This is a genomic window from Streptomyces sp. NPDC085937 (genome assembly GCF_044540535.1).
GTDB lineage: Bacteria > Actinomycetota > Actinomycetes > Streptomycetales > Streptomycetaceae > Streptomyces.
Map to the genome: position 1 here is coordinate 449,058 of NZ_JBITSH010000002.1, position 17,298 is coordinate 466,355.

Sequence of the window (17,298 nt, forward strand, 5' to 3'; positions counted from 1 at the left end):
TGGCCCGCAGGAGTGTTCCTGCGGGCCACGGGCCGCTCTCCGTGCATCAGCCCCCTCAGGCGTCGCGCTCGGTGAGGACACCGTCCTTCTCGTCGTACAGCGCGCCCGTCTCCGGGCACTGCCACACCCCGGACTCCTTCTGCACGAGCTTGTGTCCGGCACGACCCACCCAGCCGGTCTGCCGTGCGGGCACGCCCATCACCAGGGCGAAGTCGGGCACGTCCTTGGTGACGACGGCCCCTGCGGCGACCATGGCCCAGCGCCCCACCCGGACCGGGGCGACGCACACCGAGCGGGCCCCGACGGACGCCCCCTCGGCCACCGTCACGCCGACGGCCTCCCAGTCGCCGCCGCGCTTCTGCCGGCCCTCGGGGTCGACGGAACGGGGGTTGTGGTCGTTGGTGAAGACGGCGGCCGGGCCGACGAAGACGCCGTCCCCCAGCTCGGCCGGCTCGTAGACGAGGGCGTAGTTCTGCACCTTGACGTTGTCGCCCATGCGCACGCCCGTACCGATGTAGGCGCCGCGTCCCACGACGCAGCCCTCGCCGAGGCGGGCCTGCTCGCGGATCTGTGCGAGGTCCCAGACGCTGCTGCCCGCACCGATCTCGGCACTCCCGTCGACCTGGGCGCTGGGCTGGACCCTGTAGTTCACTCTTCTTCGCCTTCCGCTGTCCGGCTACGCCCGCTGAGCATACGGGTGCCCGCCCCGGGCCCCTTCCGTCCGGGGCGGGTGGTGCCCCGGCCTGTGCGGCGGGGCCCGGTTTGACCCCCCGGGCGGGGGCCCGTAACCTTGACCGTCGGCGTGTCCATCGGGACCGCCACATCCCCGTAAACCTCTTCCTCCCGGACGCGGGCCGCGATCGGGAGAGGTCACCCGCGCTTGCGTGGGCGACTGGCCTGCGGGGGTGCCGTTCTTCGAGTGAGAGTGAGATCCGCGTGTACGCCATCGTGCGCAGCGGTGGTCGCCAGCACAAGGTTGCTGTCGGCGACATCGTCGAGGTTGACAAGATTTCCACCGCCAAGGTCGGCGACACGGTCGAGCTCTCGACCCTGCTCGTCGTCGACGGCGACGCCGTGACCAGCGACCCGTGGGTGCTGGCCGGCATCAAGGTCCAGGCCGAGGTCGTGGACCACCACAAGGGCCAGAAGATCGACATTCTGCGCTACAAGAACAAGACCGGCTACCGCCGTCGTCAGGGCCACCGCCAGCAGTACACGGCGATCAAGGTCACTGAGATCCCCGCGGCTGCGAAGTAAGGGACTGAGGAGAGATGGCACACAAGAAGGGCGCATCGTCCACCCGTAACGGCCGCGACTCCAACGCTCAGCGCCTCGGCGTGAAGCGCTTCGGTGGTCAGGCCGTCAACGCGGGCGAGATCCTGGTCCGCCAGCGCGGCACCCACTTCCACCCGGGCGCCGGCGTCGGCCGTGGCGGCGACGACACCCTGTTCGCGCTGCAGGCCGGTGCGGTGCAGTTCGGCACCCACCGTGGCCGTAAGGTCGTGAACATCGTTCCGGTCGCCTGATCGGACACTTTCGCGAGGCGGACCTCACTTCCCGACGGGAAGCGGGTCCGCCTTTCGCGTGTTACCCAAGAGACACAACCCCGTAGTAGCTGGAGGCACATTCCATGACCACCTTCGTGGACCGCGTCGAACTGCATGTCGCCGCGGGTAGCGGAGGTCACGGCTGTGCCTCCGTCCATCGCGAGAAGTTCAAGCCGCTCGGCGGACCCGACGGCGGCAACGGCGGACGGGGCGGCGACGTGATCCTCACCGTCGACCAGTCCGTGACCACGCTGCTCGACTACCACCACTCGCCGCACCGCAAGGCCACCAACGGCAAGCCCGGCGAGGGCGGCAACCGTTCCGGCAAGGACGGCCAGGACCTGATCCTGCCGGTGCCGGACGGCACCGTGGTGCTCGACAAGGCGGGCAACGTGCTCGCCGACCTCGTCGGCCACGGCACCTCCTTCGTCGCCGCCCAGGGCGGCCGCGGCGGGCTCGGCAACGCCGCCCTCGCCTCGGCGCGGCGCAAGGCGCCCGGGTTCGCACTGCTCGGTGAGCCGGGCGACCTGCGCGACGTCGTCCTGGAGCTCAAGACCGTCGCCGACGTGGCCCTCGTGGGCTACCCCAGCGCCGGCAAGTCGTCCCTGATCTCCGTGCTCAGCGCCGCCAAGCCCAAGATCGCCGACTACCCCTTCACCACGCTGGTGCCCAACCTCGGTGTGGTCACCGCCGGTTCGACCGTCTACACCATCGCCGACGTCCCCGGCCTGATCCCCGGCGCCAGCCAGGGCAAGGGGCTGGGCCTGGAGTTCCTGCGCCACGTCGAGCGGTGCAGCGTGCTGGTGCACGTGCTGGACACCGCCACCCTGGAGTCCGACCGCGACCCCGTCTCCGACCTCGACATCATCGAGGAGGAGCTGCGGCAGTACGGCGGCCTGGACAACCGGCCGCGGATCGTCGTCCTCAACAAGATCGACGTGCCGGACGGCAAGGACCTCGCCGACATGGTCCGACCGGACCTGGAGGCGCGCGGCTACCGCGTGTTCGAGGTCTCCGCCGTGGCCCACACCGGGCTGCGGGAGCTGTCGTTCGCGCTCGCCGAGCTGGTCGCCACGGCTCGCGCGGCCCGGCCGAAGGAGGAGGCGACCCGCATCGTCATCCGTCCCAAGGCGGTGGACGACTCCGGCTTCACCGTCACGCGTGAGGAGACCGGCGGCGAGCTGGTGTTCCGGGTGCGCGGCGAGAAGCCCGAACGCTGGGTGCGGCAGACCGACTTCAACAACGACGAGGCCGTCGGCTACCTGGCCGACCGGCTCAACCGCCTCGGTGTCGAGGACGCGCTGATGAAGGCCGGCGCCCGCTCCCGCGACGCCGTGGCCATCGGCCCCGAGGACAACGCCGTGGTCTTCGACTGGGAGCCGTCCGTCACCGCCGGTGCCGAGATGCTCGGCCGCCGCGGTGAGGACCACCGCTTCGAGGCGCCCCGCCCGGCCGCCCAGCGCCGCCGCGACCGCGACGCCGAGCGGGACGAGGCGGACCGGGAGTACGACGGCTTCGAGCCGTTCTGACGGCCCGTGCCCGCGCCCCGCGGAGGGGGCCACGGAGAGGACGCGCTGCCGCGTCGTGGACTACGACAGGGGCCACGACATGGCGGAAAGATCGGCCCAGCCAGGACGCGGGTCGATGCGCGGCAGCCGTAGGGTCAGTACTCCGTCCCCGGACATGCGCAGGGCGCCCACGTTGAGCGTGGAGCCGGTCAGTGTCTGGAGCACGGCCGGACCGTGGCAGATCCGGGGCGGGCACACCGCCGGTCCCAGCACCCCGCTGAGAGGCGTGCTGCTGGAGGTCCAGGGGGAGCCCAGCCCGTGTCCGTCCGCGGCCGAGACCGCGCCGCCGAGTTCGATCCGGTCGCCGTTGCGCCGGTACCGCGGGGGGTCGCCGTGGGCGACGACCGCGGGGTTGAGGGGCAACGGCTGCCAGATCCCTTCGTCCGGCAGAGGGGCTCCGGCAGTCGGCCGCGCCTCGCCGTCGGCCAGGAGGGCGCCGAGCCCGCCCTTCTTGGCCGCGGTCTGGAGCACGGCGTCCCGGCGGCAGGTCACGAACTCCCGCAGCACCTCGTCGGAGATGCCACCGTAGAGCTTGCCGAGGTCGGGCAGCAGTGCGTCCACGTCGAGACCGGGCGGAGCGTCGGGAAGCCTCCGCAGGAACCCCAGGTAGGTGAAGGCGGCGTAACGCTCCATCAGCCGCCGTGCCCCGGGGCCACGGCGTGAGCCGAAATCCAGCAGATGCAGATTCAGGTCGAGGTGGTCGCGGTAGTTGTCCGCCCTCTCCCGCAGGGAGTCCATGATGGACGATCCGTCCTCTCGCTGCCGGTACTCGTAGACCGGGCGGTCCAGCAGGTTGATGCGGCGCGCGGACAGCAAGGCCGGAATGCTGAACCAGGCGTCCTCGAACAGCACGCCCTCGGGGAAAACCGCCCCGGTACGGCGCAGGAACGGCACGGAGAAGAGCTTGTTCCACACGCTCGCCGAGAACACCAGGTCGGGCAGACGGGTGAGGTCGTCGACGTGCTGGTCGCCGTGGCCGAAGTACCGCTTCCACCGGCCGTACGGACGGAGCGGCACGTTGGTGAAGTCCGCGACGACGACGTCGGCTCCGTTGCTCCGGGCGGAAGCGAGCATCGCGGACAGTCCGTCCGGCGCCAGCACGTCGTCGGCGTCGGCGAAGGTCACGTACGGGGCTCGGACCTCGCGCAGACCGCGATTGCGTGCCGCCCCGGGACCGCCGTTGGGTTGGGTGACCAACTGGGCCTGCGGGTGGCGGTCGGCGAAGTCGGCCAGCAGACCACGCGTGCCGTCGGTCGAGCCGTCGTCGACGAGGATCACCTGGGCCCGGTCGAGAACCGTGAGGGACGAGACGGACGCCAGAAAACGCGGGAGATGTCCGGCCACGTCGAAACAGGGCACGATCAGTGCGAGGTCGGGGGAGGACGGGTCCGTCACCGGTGACACTCCAGTGCTGGGGCGTTGTGAGGGGCCGTACGCGGTCGCGAGCGGGAAACGCCACCGCCGGCCCCCGTTCGAGGCGGGGGCCGGCGGTGCCGGAGGTGTCCGGTGTGCTACGGGACCGACGGTGAGACGGGGGAACGCCGGCTCAGGCCGAGGTCGACACCCGGGTGGACCCGTCGGTCTGGGACGGCACCGAGGCGGTCGCGCCCGCGGCGTCGATGGTACGGCGGTAGCGGGCCATGACGCGCTCGAAGTCGCGGGTCGACAGCATGAGCTTGTAGATGATGGCCAGTTCGAACAGCAGCAGGCCGATGCCGGCTCCGATCGTCACGCCCATGATGGCGCCGGTGAGCGGGGCGATGATGAAGACCGCCATCTGGAACTCGATGCCGCTGATCAGGTGGGTGCGGATACGGTGGCTGATCAGGAAATCCCGGATGCGTGAGTACCGCGTGAACCGGCGGAGGAAGGACTCCTGGGTGACCTTCCCCAGGGCGGGCACGACGGGCTCACCGGTGAGTGCCTCGTCCGACGCCTCGTCCTCTTCCTCGGTCCGCTGGGCAGCCGCCGGCTGTGCCGGGGTGGTGCTTCCCGAGGTGACGGCCGCCGCCTCGTCCGCGGCGGCCTGGAGCTTCGTCCGCATGGCCTGACGCACCTTGAAGATCTGCAGGGCGTCGAGGTAGCGGAGCGCGTCGAGGAAGACCACGGCGACCGCCAGCCAGACGAAGGCGACGTTCCCGGTCTGCTCGTACTGGCCGCCCATCAGCGCGACAGCGCAGATGAGCACGCGTATGCGGTCGAAGATGTAGTCGAGCCAGCCGCCGAACTCCGATCCCTTGCCGGTCAGCCGGGCCAGCTTCCCGTCCATGCAGTCGAAGATGAAACTCACGTGATAGACGACCGCGCCGATGACCAGCCACTGCCACTCGCCCTGGGCGAAACAGGCGGCTGCGCCCAGGCCGAGCAGGAGAGCCGCCCAGGTGATCTGGTTCGGCGTGATCTTGGTCCACATGGCGGTCCATCGGACCAGAGGAGTGGCTACCGGGTCGACGAGGAGGACGGTCCACCAGGCGTCCCGCTTCTTCTCAGTGCGGCTGCGCACTTCGGCGAGCGGAGGTATATCCATGGTCTCGAGGAGGCCCTTTCGGTGGTCCTCGGCGAAGGGCGCCGAGGAGCGCGCGGAGGTGGTAGGTCGCGCCACGGCGACGGCCGGGCAGGGCGGCGCCCTCTCACCGGCAGAGAACGCAGTCCGTGCAGCACGGTAGTCCACGGCCGGCACCCCGCCGTCAGCAGCAGGCGGCCAACCATACGCCGTTCCCCCAGTCGCAGGACAACGTTCATCCGCCGAAGGTTGCACGCTCCACAGATGTCTGTGTCATGAATCACAGGAGCCGCGCAGGAACAGGCGACTATGTCTGAATGGTGACCAAATCTGTGTCAAGTAGGCAGTCGGGTTACGATAATCTGCTCGAGAGCCAGCCGCTTCCTTGTATCTCTGGACCTCAGCAGCCGGACGCACCTCAGTGACGGAGCCCTCGACCGAGGAGTTCCCTTCCTCCGCGAGCAGCGGTTCGTGCACCTTCCGGGCCGTGGCCGGCGTGAGGAGTCCGGACGCGGGAGCTCTCCGACTGTCAGTCCTTGGTTATGGAGGCGTGATGTCCCCGCGCGTGGACGCTGCACCGAGCATCACCGTCGTTGTCCCCGCGTACAACGCCGCGGACACTCTCGGCCGGGCTCTCGACTCCCTGGTGGTCCAGACGTGCCAGGACTTCGAGGCCGTGGTCGTCGACGACGCGTCCCACGACAGCAGCCGTTCCCTTGCGGAGAGTTACGCGGACCGCCTCCCGCGCCTCCGTGTCGTGGCCCGCGAGACCAACAGCGGAGGCGTCGGGGCACCAAGGAACGACGGCATCCGGGCAGCGCGTGGTGAGTTCGTCATGTTCCTGGACTCCGACGACGAACTGCCGGCCAAGGCGTGCGAACTGCTCCTGCAGACGGCCAGGACCACCGGCGCCGACATCACCGCCGGGCGCGCCCACCGGATCAACACGGGACGCGGCACGATGCAGGTGTGGCAGTCCGCGCTCTACGGCGCCGACCGCACCGTGGACGGTGTCCGGGACTGGCCCGACCTGATCAAGGACCCCATCGCGGCGGCCAAGCTCTACCGGCGGGACTTCCTGCTGGCCAACGAGATCTTCTTCCCTGAGGGTGTCTTCTACGAGGACACCTACTTCTCCGCCAAGTCCTACACGCTCGCCTCCGGAATCTCGGTCCTGGCCGAGCCGGTCTACCGGTGGATGTGGGAGGACCCCCAGGGCGAAGCGGCGTCGATCACGAACCGGCGCGGCGAGATCCGGAGCATCAGCGACCGGATCGCGGTGCACCGGAAGACGGATGCCTTCCTGCGGGACGCCGGAGCCCTCGACATCAAGGTCCACAAGGACGCCCGGTTCCTCACCCACGACGTGCGGCTGTACATGAAGGAGCTGCGGCAGGGAGACGAGCAGTTCCGCACGGCCTTCCTGGAGCTGGTCTCGGAGTACCTCGGCGAGATCGACGAGCGCGCGTACACCCTGTGCGGCCCCCTGGACCGGGTGCGTGCCTTCTACCTGCGCAACCGGTTGGCGGACGAGGCCCTGACCGTGGCCGACTTCGAGCAGCGGCGCAGCGTGGTCTCCACCGATCTGGTGCGCCGGGGCGACCGGGTGTACTGGTCGAAGCGGCACGCGGACCTCCCCGGAGCCGACGAGTTCCTCGACGTGACCGAACTCGGGCTGCAGAACGAGCCGTTCGAGAGCTGCAAGCTGTTCAACCAGGTGTCCTCCCTGACACTCGACGGCACGGCCCTCATTCTCGAGGGCGGCATCCTCAACCAGTTCGAGCGCATCGGCGCCGGCGACTCCCTGAAGCTGGTGCTGCACGCGCGTGCGAAGGAGACGGGCCAGCGGTCCAGCGTGGACGTGGGGGACGTGCGCGTCGACAAGACGCGCGTGTCCTACAAGCTCTCCTTCGACCTGGCGTCGCTGATCGCGGCGTTCCCCTCCCAGGGGCTCGTCAACCTGAACATGCAGGTGGTCTGGCAGGGGCGGAAGCACACCACCTCCCTGTGCGTCCGCGGCATCGACCTGAGCCCTCTCGACGCCGTGCTGGAACCCGCCGGACTGTGGGCGGACGTGAGCGGCAGCGGCAACCTCGTGCTGCGTCCGATCGAGACGTCCGCCGACCGGTACGTGCCCCGCAAGGCCCCGAGTGCCGAGCTGTGGCAGTGGTGGCGGGGGCGCGACATGCCGGTGGACCCCGGCGCCCAGGACAGCCCCGACCTGACCGTCGTGGTGTTCTGCTCCGACTACGGAGACGCCCTGCAGACAGCGCTGCGCTCGCTGGCCTGCCAGGACGCCTTCGCCCGCACCCAGGTCCTCCTGGTCGCAGGGGACGGCGAGATTCCCTCCGCCGCTGCCGAGTTCGCCGAGGCCTACGGCAACGTCGGCCTGGTGCCCGCAGAGGGCCCCGACGGCGGTGAACCGTCCTGGCGGTCCGTGCTCGACCGGGCGGCCGGGCCTTACCTGGCCTTCATGGACGGCTCAGGCGTGCTCACCGAGGGGGCGCTGTCCCGGCTGCTCGCCGCGGCCGCCGACGCGAGCGCGGATGTCGTGCTGGGGGACACCTGGCAGGACTCCGCGGCGCTGCGCGAGACGGACATGTTCCTGCGCGGTCGCTTCGAGGCCGGGGACCGCTCCTTCGACGGCGTCGCAGCGGCTCCCGAGCTCCTCTTCGCCGCGTCGCCCGGTGGCAAGCTGTTCCGCCTCGGGCTGGTGCGTGAGCACGGCTTCCACATCGGTGACGGCTGGGACCTCGGCCACATCACCCTCGTCGCCACCGCGCTACTGCACGCACGGCGCATTCGTCTGGTCGACACGCTCGTCTACGGCGTGACCGCCGAGGGGCGTGCCGCCCGGCCCGCCTTCGACCGGCGGCAGGCGGTCCGGGAACTGCTGGCACTCTGCCAGTCGATGCTGGACGCCTCCGCGGAGGCGGACCAGGAACGTCAGGCCGCCGTCAGGCGTTTCGTAGCCGGCAGCTTCCACCCGTACATGACCGCACTGCCCAAGATGATGGTGCGGGAGGAGCTGGAGGTGGTCTACCCCCGGCTGCGCCGCCTGTACCGGGACATCCCCGACGAGGTCGTATTGGAGTGTGCCGGTCCGCAGCCGACCGTCCTGACTCATCACACGGTGAAGGCGGGCAACGTCCGTGCCTTCACGCGTCCGTTCGAGGAGATGCGCTACCTCCCCGAACTGTCGGTGAGCGGTTCGGCGCTCTACCGCAGGCTCGAGGGCGACGAGGAGATTTCCACGCTGCTGCGCGTGGAGCCCCGGTCCGCCCGGGCGGAGTCGGTCCGCCCCGTCGACGGCGTTCTGCGCTTCGAGGGCTTTCTCATGCTCGACCCCGTGGACGTGGACGACAGGTTCGGCAATTCGCTGGAGCTGGTGTTCACCACGGCCGGCGGGCGGGAGTTCGCCGTGCCCGCCCGGCAGGTGTACCGCCGTGACCGCTGGCACATCCGACGCGGCCGGGACCTCCACAGCGGGTGGCGCGCCGACCTCGGCCCCGATGAGCTGGCCGCGCTGCACGGCGACGCGCACACGCTCGCGGTCCGGCTGCACGGCCCGGGCGGCTTCGTGGACCTCCCTGTGGTCGGCCGCCCCGCGTTCCACCGTTTCAAGGGCGTCGACCGTGTCGGCGGCTACCGCTACGAGGTGTCCTCGGACGCGGAGGACGTGGCTTCCGTGCGGGTGGCGAGGCGCCGCTCCGTCGCGGCGCTCACCGACCGCGCCCGCCGCTTCGCACGCGAGGCCGGCCGGATCGCCGCCCGGCAGCCCGGATGGTTCCTGCGCCTGCTCTACTGGCTCTCCCGTCCCGTGCTCGCCCGACGCGACATCTGGATCGTCGGCGAACGGCAGGACACCGCCCAGGACAACGGGTACCACTTCTTCCGCTGGGTACGGCAGAACCACCCGCGGCGCAACGTCTACTACGTCATCGCCGCCGGGTCGGCGGACCGGGCGAAGGTCCAGGACTGCGGCAACGTGCTCGCCCTGGGATCGCTCAAGCACCGCCTGTACCTGCTTCACGCCACCCGTTTGATCTCGCCGTACGACCTGGAGGCGTATCTCGCGCCGCCCAACGTGAGCAAGGTGGACTACCTGCGCGCGTACGGTGATCTGCTGCGCTACCGGCGGGTGTTCCTGCAGCACGGCGTGACGTACAACGACGTGTCGCAGTCGGCGCACCGGCAGTCCACGAGCGTCGATCTCTTCGTGGCGGCCTCCCGCGACGAGGCGGCCTACATCCGTGAGGAGATGGGGTACGCGGAAGAAGAGGTCCAGGCCCTCGGCTTCCCGCGCTTCGACAAGCTGCAGCCTGTCGAGGGCCGGCCCACCGTGCTGCTCATGCCCACCTGGCGGCGGGACATCGTGGTGCCCTCGTACAACCGCAAGCTGCGTCCGCGGGTCCAGTTCCAGGCGTCGGAGTACTTCCGGTTCTACTCCCGCGTGCTCGAGGACGAGCGTCTGCGGGCCGCACTGGAACGCTCCGGTGTCCGCCTGGAGTTCTACCCCCACTACGAGATCCGTCCGTACCTGCGCCACTTCCGGGTCGACCACCCGAACATCACGGTGGCCGACCAGACCAAGCGCGGTGTGCAGGAGGCGATGAAGGAGTGTTCGCTCCTCGTCACCGACTACTCGTCCGTCTTCTTCGACGTGGCCTACATGGGCAAGCCCGTCGTCTACGTGCCGTTCGACGAGGACGACTTCTACGGGCGCCACTACCGCCGCGGTTACTTCGAGCTGTCCCGCGACGGCTTCGGGCCCGTGTGCCGGACGGTGGAGAGCGCCGTCGACGAGATCGTCGCGGCGATCGACCGGGGCTTCGCCGTCGAGGAACCGTATGCTCGGCGTGTCGAAGACTTCTTCGGGCAGCGCGACACCGAGAACTGCGCGCGTGTCTTCCGTGCCATCGACGGCCTGGACTCGCCGCACCGTGGAAAGGGATGACCCAAGCATGTGGATGATCACAGGCGGCGCCGGGTTCATCGGCGCGCACGTCGTGCGCGCCATGACCGAGGGCGGCCAGAAGGTCGTGGTCTACGACGACCTGTCGACCGGCAGCCGCGACCGGGTGCCGGCCGGAGTGCCTCTGGTGGTCGGCAGCGTGCTCGACGGTCCCCGGCTGGAGGCCGCGCTCCGCGAGCACGGAGTGACCGGTGTCGTGCACATCGCGGCCAAGAAGCAGGTCGGCGAGTCCGTGGAACGGCCCCTGTACTACTACCGGGAGAACGTCACCGGCCTGCAGACGCTCCTGGAGGCGATGAAGGCGGCAGGCGTCGACCGGATGGTCTTCTCCTCGTCGGCGGCCGTGTACGGCATGCCGGACGTCGACCTGGTCACCGAGGAGACCGACTGCCGGCCGATGAGCCCGTACGGCGAGACCAAGCTCGTCGGGGAGTGGCTGATCAACGCGGCTTCCCGGGCCTACGGCATCCGCAGCGCCTCCCTGCGTTACTTCAACGTCGCCGGTGCCGCCACCCCGGAGATGTCCGACTCCGGTGTGTTCAACCTCATCCCGATGGTGTTCGAACGGCTGGAGGCCGGTGAGGCGCCGCGGATCTTCGGCGACGACTACGCCACGCCCGACGGCACCTGCGTGCGGGACTACATCCACGTCGAGGACATCGCCTCCGCCCACCTGGCGGCCGCGGTCCGGCTCGAGGAGGCGCCGGCCGGGACTGCTCTCACGGTCAACATCGGCCGAGGTGAGGGCAGTTCGGTGCGGGAGATGGTGGACCGCATCCTCAAGATCACGGGTCAGCAGGATGTGGCCCCCGTGGTGACCGAACGCCGCCCGGGCGACCCTGCCCGTGTCGTGGCCTCCGCCGACCGCGCCCGGACCGAACTCGGCTGGTCGGCGCGGTTCGGTCTGGACGACATGATCGACTCGGCCTGGCAGGGCTGGCGCCACCGTCACGGATGACGGACGCCGGTGGGCCGGACGCTCGGCGTCCGGCCTACCGCTCGGCCAGGGCGCTCCCCGGCGCGCCGTCACTCGCCGGGGCCGAGAGAGCCGCGGACGGTGAGGGCAGTCGCTGCCCGGGAACCGGCGCCGGAGCGAAGCGCGCGGTCACACGGGTCCGGTGCGTGTGTGCCGCCGCACTCAGGGCGCGTACGGCCTCCGCGAAGCGTTCCTGGGACGAGGGTTCGGACGGGCCCAACAGGCGCAGGCGCAGCTCCGTGCGCTCCTCGGCCAGACCGTCCTTCTCCGGGTTCCGGACCGTCTCCAGCAGGGCGGGCACGCCCGTCGCGTCCGGGGCGAGGACGGTCGCCGCCGCCACCGTCGGGAAACGGGCGCGGAACGTCTCCTCGGTGAGGCCGCCGGTGTTGGCCACCGCGTACGGCTTGCCGCTCGCCAGGAAGTCGCTGATCACGCTCGACACATCGCTGATCAGCAGGTCGGCGGCGTTGAAGCAGGCGTAGAGGGAGGGGCGGGCGTCCACCACGACCTGGTGCTCCCACTCCGGCAGCGACGCCCAGTGGGCCGTCTCCCACGCCGCCGCCGCCCGCGCCACGGCCTCCGCACGGCCCGGCTCGGGCGCGCGCTGGACGAGCATCCGCTCGGCCTGGTCGGCCCCCTCCCGGAACTCGGCCGCGGTGAGCCGGTCCAGCTCCGCGGTGAGCGCGGCCAGTTCCTTCGACGGGGCGGGGCGTGGCCCGGAGCGGGCCCGGTTGGCCGAGCGGATCAGCTCCCGGATGCGGCGGTCCGCGGCGCCCGCCCGCGGGTCCACCGAGCCGGTCAGCGGATGCGGCTTGTACAGCAGCCGCACCCCCGGGTCGGCGAGCAGGGCCCGCACCAGGTTCTCGCCGGCCGCGATCACCGAGGTGTTGCCCGGGTTGCCGTCCCAGCCCTCCCAGGTCGGCGCGTACAGCACGGTGGTGTACGCGCCGACCGGCGGCCCCGCGTACGGCCGTACCGCGTCCAGCTGGGGGCGGCCGATCTCCACCACGTCCTTGTCCTCGACCCCGACGTCGGCCAGCGCGTACCGCTCGCGCGCCGCCGGGCCGGCCACCCACACCTCGTCGTACGCCTTCGCGTACGGGTTGCAGGACGACAGCTTGTCGCTCTCGCCGTGGTTGACGAAGGCGTGCTTGATCGTGGGGATGCGCAGCACCTGGGAGGTCTTGCCCGAGTTGGAGGGGTGGATGAGGACCTGGAGCGTGGAGTGCTCCAGCCGCATCAGCGTGGGTACCTTCGGCAGGCACACGATCGGGATGTCGGTGGCCGGGATCCGCGACACCATGAACCGTTCGCGCAGGACGATGACCGGCCGGGCGTCGAGCCGGGCCAGCGGCTCCAGCCACATCCCGGCCTGGTAGACGGACGCCACCCCGCCGGAGAAGTACAGGCCGACCGTGGGCCGGTACTCGGCCAGCCAGGCGTCGAACCAGGCGAGCACCTCCTGCTCGCCGGCCGGCCGCCGGCCCGGCAGCAGCCGCAGCAGCAGCGCCGCCAGACCGGCCAGCGCCAGCACCAGCGACAGCGCGATCCCGGCCGCGGCGCACCGCGGGTCGTCCGTCACCGTCGTCGCCGTCAGTCCGGCCGTCGCGGGCAGGCCGAACACGAGCAGCCGGTGCCCGGGGCGGCGCAGCAGCGCGGCCGGGGCGGGGGACAGGCGCAGCGCCGAGGCGTCGATGTTGCGGGTCACCACGGGGAGCGTCCGGGTGCGGCGCACCAGCACGGACGCGGCCTGGATGGCGCAGTGCAGGGCGTAGCAGAGCAGCAGACCGGCCAGCAGCGGGGCGTACTGCGTCTCGCGGTGCTGCTCGCCGAGTCGCAGCAGACCCACGACCAGCAGCAGGTCGCGCAGCACATGGCGCACGGTGATGTCCGCGTGCGCCTTGGCGAACAGCGCCGGCACCCCTCGCTGCCAGCGGTACAGCACGCCCTCGACGGCCAGGGACACGGCGGTCGCGGCCAGCAGCAGCGGCACGTGCGGGGTCAGGGCCGCCACGGCCTGCACCACGTAGGCGCCGGCCAGGACGGACGCCGTCAGGACGGTGGCGAGCGCGGGGCGGCCGGGTGGGCGGAGCAACGGGAGGCGGCGTGGGCGGGCTGCCGCACCGGGCCACCGACGGGACGTGGGTAGGGGCACTGCGGTCACTCCAGGGTCGTGAGGGACGTGCGCCCGGGTTAACGCCCGTCGGCCTCCGGACGACACGCGCGTGTCGTCGGGCCCCGGCCGGTGCCGTCGTGCGGCGTCCGCCTGCGAGGTCGACGCCGAGGAGTGCGGCCGCCCGTTGAGACGGCTGCCGCGGCGCGGCCCGCCACCCCGACAGGGCCGGTCACGCGAGCGGCGTACGGCGTCCGGGTGCCGGGCCCCGGTATGTCCGGAGGCTGGACCCGCGCGCGGCCTTCCGCGCCCTTCGCGTAGATTGCCTGGCGGGCGAAAGATCGGCGCGAGGGGAGCGACGGCAAGGTGGCAGGGGCACGGCAGGCCGTGGGCGAGGCGCGCAGGATCGTCGTCAAGGTCGGCTCCTCGTCGCTGACCACCGCGGCGGGCGGACTGGACGCCGATCGCGTCGACGCGCTCGTGGACGTCCTGGCCAAGACCAGGAAAGAGGGGGTGGCCCGCAGGGCCTCGGTCGAGGGTGGCGGCGGGAGACGGGTGGGCGGGGAGCGGGAGGTCGTCCTCGTCTCCTCAGGAGCCATCGCCGCCGGACTCGCCCCGCTGGGACTGCGCCGCCGCCCCCGGGACCTGGCACGGCAGCAGGCCGCCGCCAGTGTCGGCCAGGGGCTCCTGGTCGCCCGCTACACCGCCTCCTTCGCCCGCTACGGCATCCGGGTCGGCCAGGTGCTGCTGACCAGCGACGACATGAGCCGCCGGGCCCACCACCGCAACGCCTCCCGCACCCTGGACAAGCTGCTCGCGATGGGCGCCCTCCCGGTCGTCAACGAGAACGACACGGTGGCCACCGACGAAATCCGCTTCGGCGACAACGACCGGCTCGCCGCCCTCGTCGCCCATCTGGTCCGCGCCGACCTGCTGGTGCTGCTGTCCGACGTGGACGGCGTCTACGACGGCGACCCCTCCCGCCCCGGCACCTCGCGGATCGCGGAGGTCAGGGGCCCCGAGGACCTCGCCCACGTGGAGATCGGCAGCGCCGGCAAGGCGGGGGTCGGCACCGGCGGCATGGTCACCAAGGTCGAGGCCGCCCGGATCGCCGCCGCCGCGGGCATCCAGGTGGTGCTGACCAGCGCGGTCCACGCGGCGGAGGCGCTCGGCGGCGGCGACACCGGCACCTACTTCCACCCCACCGGGCGCCGCTCCGCCGACCGGCTGCTGTGGCTGCAGCACGCCTCCACCCCGCAGGGTTCGCTCACCCTGGACGACGGGGCGGTGCGGGCGGTCGTGCAGGGCCGCAAGTCGCTGCTTCCGGCCGGCATCGCCGGGGTCGAGGGCGAGTTCAGTGCGGGCGACCCGGTGGAGCTGCGGGACCGGGAGGGACGGGCGGTGGCCCGCGGGCTGGTCAACTTCGACGCCCGGGAGATCCCCCGCCTGGTGGGGCGCTCGACCCACGAGCTCGCCCGGGACCTCGGACCCGGGTACGAACGCGAGGTCGTACACAGGGACGATCTCGTGGTCCTGCAACCGTAATGCCCCAAAACGTCGGCCCTCGGTGGTGGACGTTCCGCGAAACCGCCCCACGAGCCGCGACGGCCTGCTCAACTTTGTCGCAGGGACAAGTCCGCCCGGCCCCGGGTGGTCCGCGTGTGAAGGAGGCCGTCGTGAGACGAGTGCGCCCTGGGACGACGGTGTCTCCCGGTGGCCGCGGCTCCCGGGCGGCGGGCGAGGAGCGCGCCCTGACCAGCGTCACGGCCGGGGACCGGCACCGGGGCGGCGAGGCGCGCGACCTGCCCCGCCTGTGGCACGTCACCCTCAGTGTGTCCGGCGAGCCCGCCCCGGTCGCGGAGGTCCGGCGGGCGCTGGAGCAGCTGGCCCAGGACCACCCGTTCCTGCTGACCAGCCGCTACGCCGACGACCACGCGGAGATCCGCTACTGGGAGGAGGCCCGCGACCTGCACGACGCGGCCGCGGTGGCGCTGCGCCTGTGGGGCGAGCACCGGCGGACCGCGGGGTTGCCGCCCTGGGAGATCGTCGGCCTGGAGGTCATCGACCGCGCCACCTACCGCCAGCGTGTGGCGGCGGGCCACGGACCGGTACCGGCGACCCCGGTGGGGGTGCACCCGTTCCCGTAGGGGGCGCCGGGACCGTGGTGGGCCAGGGGGCGTTCCGGTGGCGCGCCGCACCACCCGCACCATCCGTTTTGCGGGTGAAAGTCCCCGTCTCGGGGTGTGGGACGAGCGCCTCCGCGGCAGGCCGCGCGCACTACGCTTCCCCTCATGACCACGCTCTCGCCGTACGACTCGATGTCCCCGGTCAGCCAGGCCGCCTACCGTGCCAAGGGCGCCGCCGCCACGCTCGCGCCGCTGCCGCGTGCCACCAAGGACGACGCGCTGCTCGCCATCGCGGACGCGCTCGAGGTCCGCACGAGCGAGATCGTCGAGGCCAACGCCCAGGACGTGGCCAAGGCGCGCGAGGCCGGCATCAGCGAGGGCATGATCGACCGGCTCACGCTCACCCCGGAGCGGGTGCGCGCCATCGCCGCCGACGTCCGGGACGTGGCCGCGCTGCCCGACCCGGTCGGCGAGGTGGTCCGCGGCTCGACCCTGCCCAACGGCATCGACCTGCGCCAGGTCCGGGTGCCGCTCGGCGTCGTCGGGATCATCTACGAGGGCCGGCCGAACGTGACGGTCGACGCCGCCGCCCTCTGCCTGAAGTCGGGCAACGCGGTGCTGCTGCGCGGCTCGTCCTCCGCCTACCGCTCCAACACCGCGCTGGTGCGGGTGCTGCGCGACGCCGTGCACGGCGCGGGTCTGCCCGCCGACGCCGTCCAGCTGGTCCCCGGCGAGAGCCGGGACAGCGTGCGGGAGCTGATGCGCGCCCGGGGCCTGGTCGACGTGCTGATCCCGCGCGGCGGCGCCTCGCTCATCAACACGGTCGTGCAGGAGTCCGTCGTCCCGGTCATCGAGACCGGTACCGGCAACTGCCACGTGTACGTCGACGCCCAGGCCGACCTCGACATGGCCGTCGACATCCTGATCAACTCCAAGGCCCAGCGGGTCGGCGTGTGCAACGCCGCCGAGACCCTGCTGGTGCACCAGGACATCGCCGCGGAGTTCCTGCCCCGCGCGCTGGACGCCCTCGCCGACGCCGGGGTCACCGTGCACGCCGACGAGCGCGTCATGGCGTACGCCAAGGACTCCCGCGCCACCGTCGTGGAGGCCACCACGGAGGACTGGGAGACCGAGTACCTCTCCTACGACATCGCCGCCGCCGTGGTCGACTCCCTCGACCGGGCGGTCGAGCACATCCGGCTGTGGACCTCCGGCCACACCGAGGCCATCGTCACCACCTCCCAGCAGGCCGCCCGCCGGTTCACCCAGCTGGTCGACTCCACCACGGTCGCGGTGAACGCCTCCACCCGGTTCACCGACGGCGGCCAGTTCGGCTTCGGCGCCGAGATCGGCATCTCGACGCAGAAGCTGCACGCCCGCGGTCCGATGGGCCTGCCCGAGCTGACCAGCACGAAGTACATCGTCACCGGCGACGGCCACACCCGGCGCTGACCGCGCGCCCCGCGAGGTCGCTCCGCGGGCGGCGGTGT

Annotated in this window: 12 protein-coding genes; 8 read left to right on the forward strand and 4 right to left on the reverse strand. The window is 71.6% G+C overall.

The features are described from left to right. Positions 1–55: 55 nt before the first annotated feature. Positions 56–652, reverse strand: a complete 597-nt coding sequence (locus ACIF8S_RS05500; protein ID WP_399997476.1) for an acyltransferase — start codon at positions 650–652, stop codon at positions 56–58. A 284-nt stretch (positions 653–936) separates the two neighbouring features. Between ACIF8S_RS05500 and rplU the strand changes: the two genes are divergently transcribed. The 3 genes from rplU (at position 937) to obgE (ending at position 3,076) form a co-directional block, all read left to right on the forward strand. After that, positions 937–1,257 (forward strand): 50S ribosomal protein L21, encoded by a 321-nt coding sequence (gene rplU, locus ACIF8S_RS05505; protein WP_004931419.1) that lies wholly within the window; start codon positions 937–939, stop codon positions 1,255–1,257. Positions 1,258–1,271: 14 nt separating this feature from the next. After that, positions 1,272–1,526, forward strand: coding sequence for a 50S ribosomal protein L27 (gene rpmA, locus ACIF8S_RS05510; RefSeq protein ID WP_003976205.1), 255 nt, complete (start codon positions 1,272–1,274; stop codon positions 1,524–1,526). A 104-nt stretch (positions 1,527–1,630) separates the two neighbouring features. Further along, the gene (gene obgE / locus ACIF8S_RS05515; protein WP_399997477.1) at positions 1,631–3,076 is read left to right on the forward strand and encodes a GTPase ObgE; all 1,446 of its coding nucleotides are present in this window, start codon (positions 1,631–1,633) and stop codon (positions 3,074–3,076) included. 60 nt (positions 3,077–3,136) lie between these two features. On the opposite strand, the gene ACIF8S_RS05520 is transcribed toward obgE, so the two are convergent. Both ACIF8S_RS05520 and ACIF8S_RS05525 read right to left on the reverse strand, forming a co-directional pair. Further along, positions 3,137–4,510, reverse strand: coding sequence for a glycosyltransferase family 2 protein (locus ACIF8S_RS05520; protein ID WP_399997478.1), 1,374 nt, complete (start codon positions 4,508–4,510; stop codon positions 3,137–3,139). A gap of 151 nt (positions 4,511–4,661) precedes the next feature. Next, entirely contained in the window at positions 4,662–5,618 is a 957-nt protein-coding gene (locus ACIF8S_RS05525; protein WP_399997479.1) for a CDP-alcohol phosphatidyltransferase family protein, read from the reverse strand. Between the two features lie 565 nt (positions 5,619–6,183). On the opposite strand from ACIF8S_RS05525, the gene ACIF8S_RS05530 reads away from it, so the two are divergent. Together ACIF8S_RS05530 and galE are read left to right on the forward strand one after the other, a co-directional pair. After that, positions 6,184–10,575, forward strand: coding sequence for a glycosyltransferase (locus tag ACIF8S_RS05530; protein ID WP_399997481.1), 4,392 nt, complete (start codon positions 6,184–6,186; stop codon positions 10,573–10,575). A 7-nt stretch (positions 10,576–10,582) separates the two neighbouring features. Then, positions 10,583–11,551: a UDP-glucose 4-epimerase GalE gene (galE, locus tag ACIF8S_RS05535; protein ID WP_399997483.1), complete on the forward strand. Its 969-nt coding sequence runs from the start codon at positions 10,583–10,585 to the stop codon at positions 11,549–11,551. 34 nt (positions 11,552–11,585) lie between these two features. On the opposite strand, the gene ACIF8S_RS05540 is transcribed toward galE, so the two are convergent. Next, on the reverse strand, positions 11,586–13,664 hold the full coding sequence (locus ACIF8S_RS05540; protein WP_399997485.1) for a hypothetical protein: 2,079 nt from the start codon (positions 13,662–13,664) through the stop codon (positions 11,586–11,588). A gap of 384 nt (positions 13,665–14,048) precedes the next feature. Between ACIF8S_RS05540 and proB the strand changes: the two genes are divergently transcribed. The 3 genes from proB (at position 14,049) to ACIF8S_RS05555 (ending at position 17,260) form a co-directional block, all read left to right on the forward strand. Next, positions 14,049–15,227, forward strand: a complete 1,179-nt coding sequence (gene proB / locus ACIF8S_RS05545; RefSeq protein ID WP_215213040.1) for a glutamate 5-kinase — start codon at positions 14,049–14,051, stop codon at positions 15,225–15,227. 131 nt (positions 15,228–15,358) lie between these two features. After that, a complete protein-coding gene (locus ACIF8S_RS05550; protein ID WP_051490107.1) occupies positions 15,359–15,829 on the forward strand; it encodes a hypothetical protein in 471 nt (156 codons plus the stop codon). A 144-nt stretch (positions 15,830–15,973) separates the two neighbouring features. Beyond that, a complete protein-coding gene (locus ACIF8S_RS05555) occupies positions 15,974–17,260 on the forward strand; it encodes a glutamate-5-semialdehyde dehydrogenase (protein ID WP_349792919.1) in 1,287 nt (428 codons plus the stop codon). The last annotated feature ends 38 nt before the right edge of the window (positions 17,261–17,298 follow it).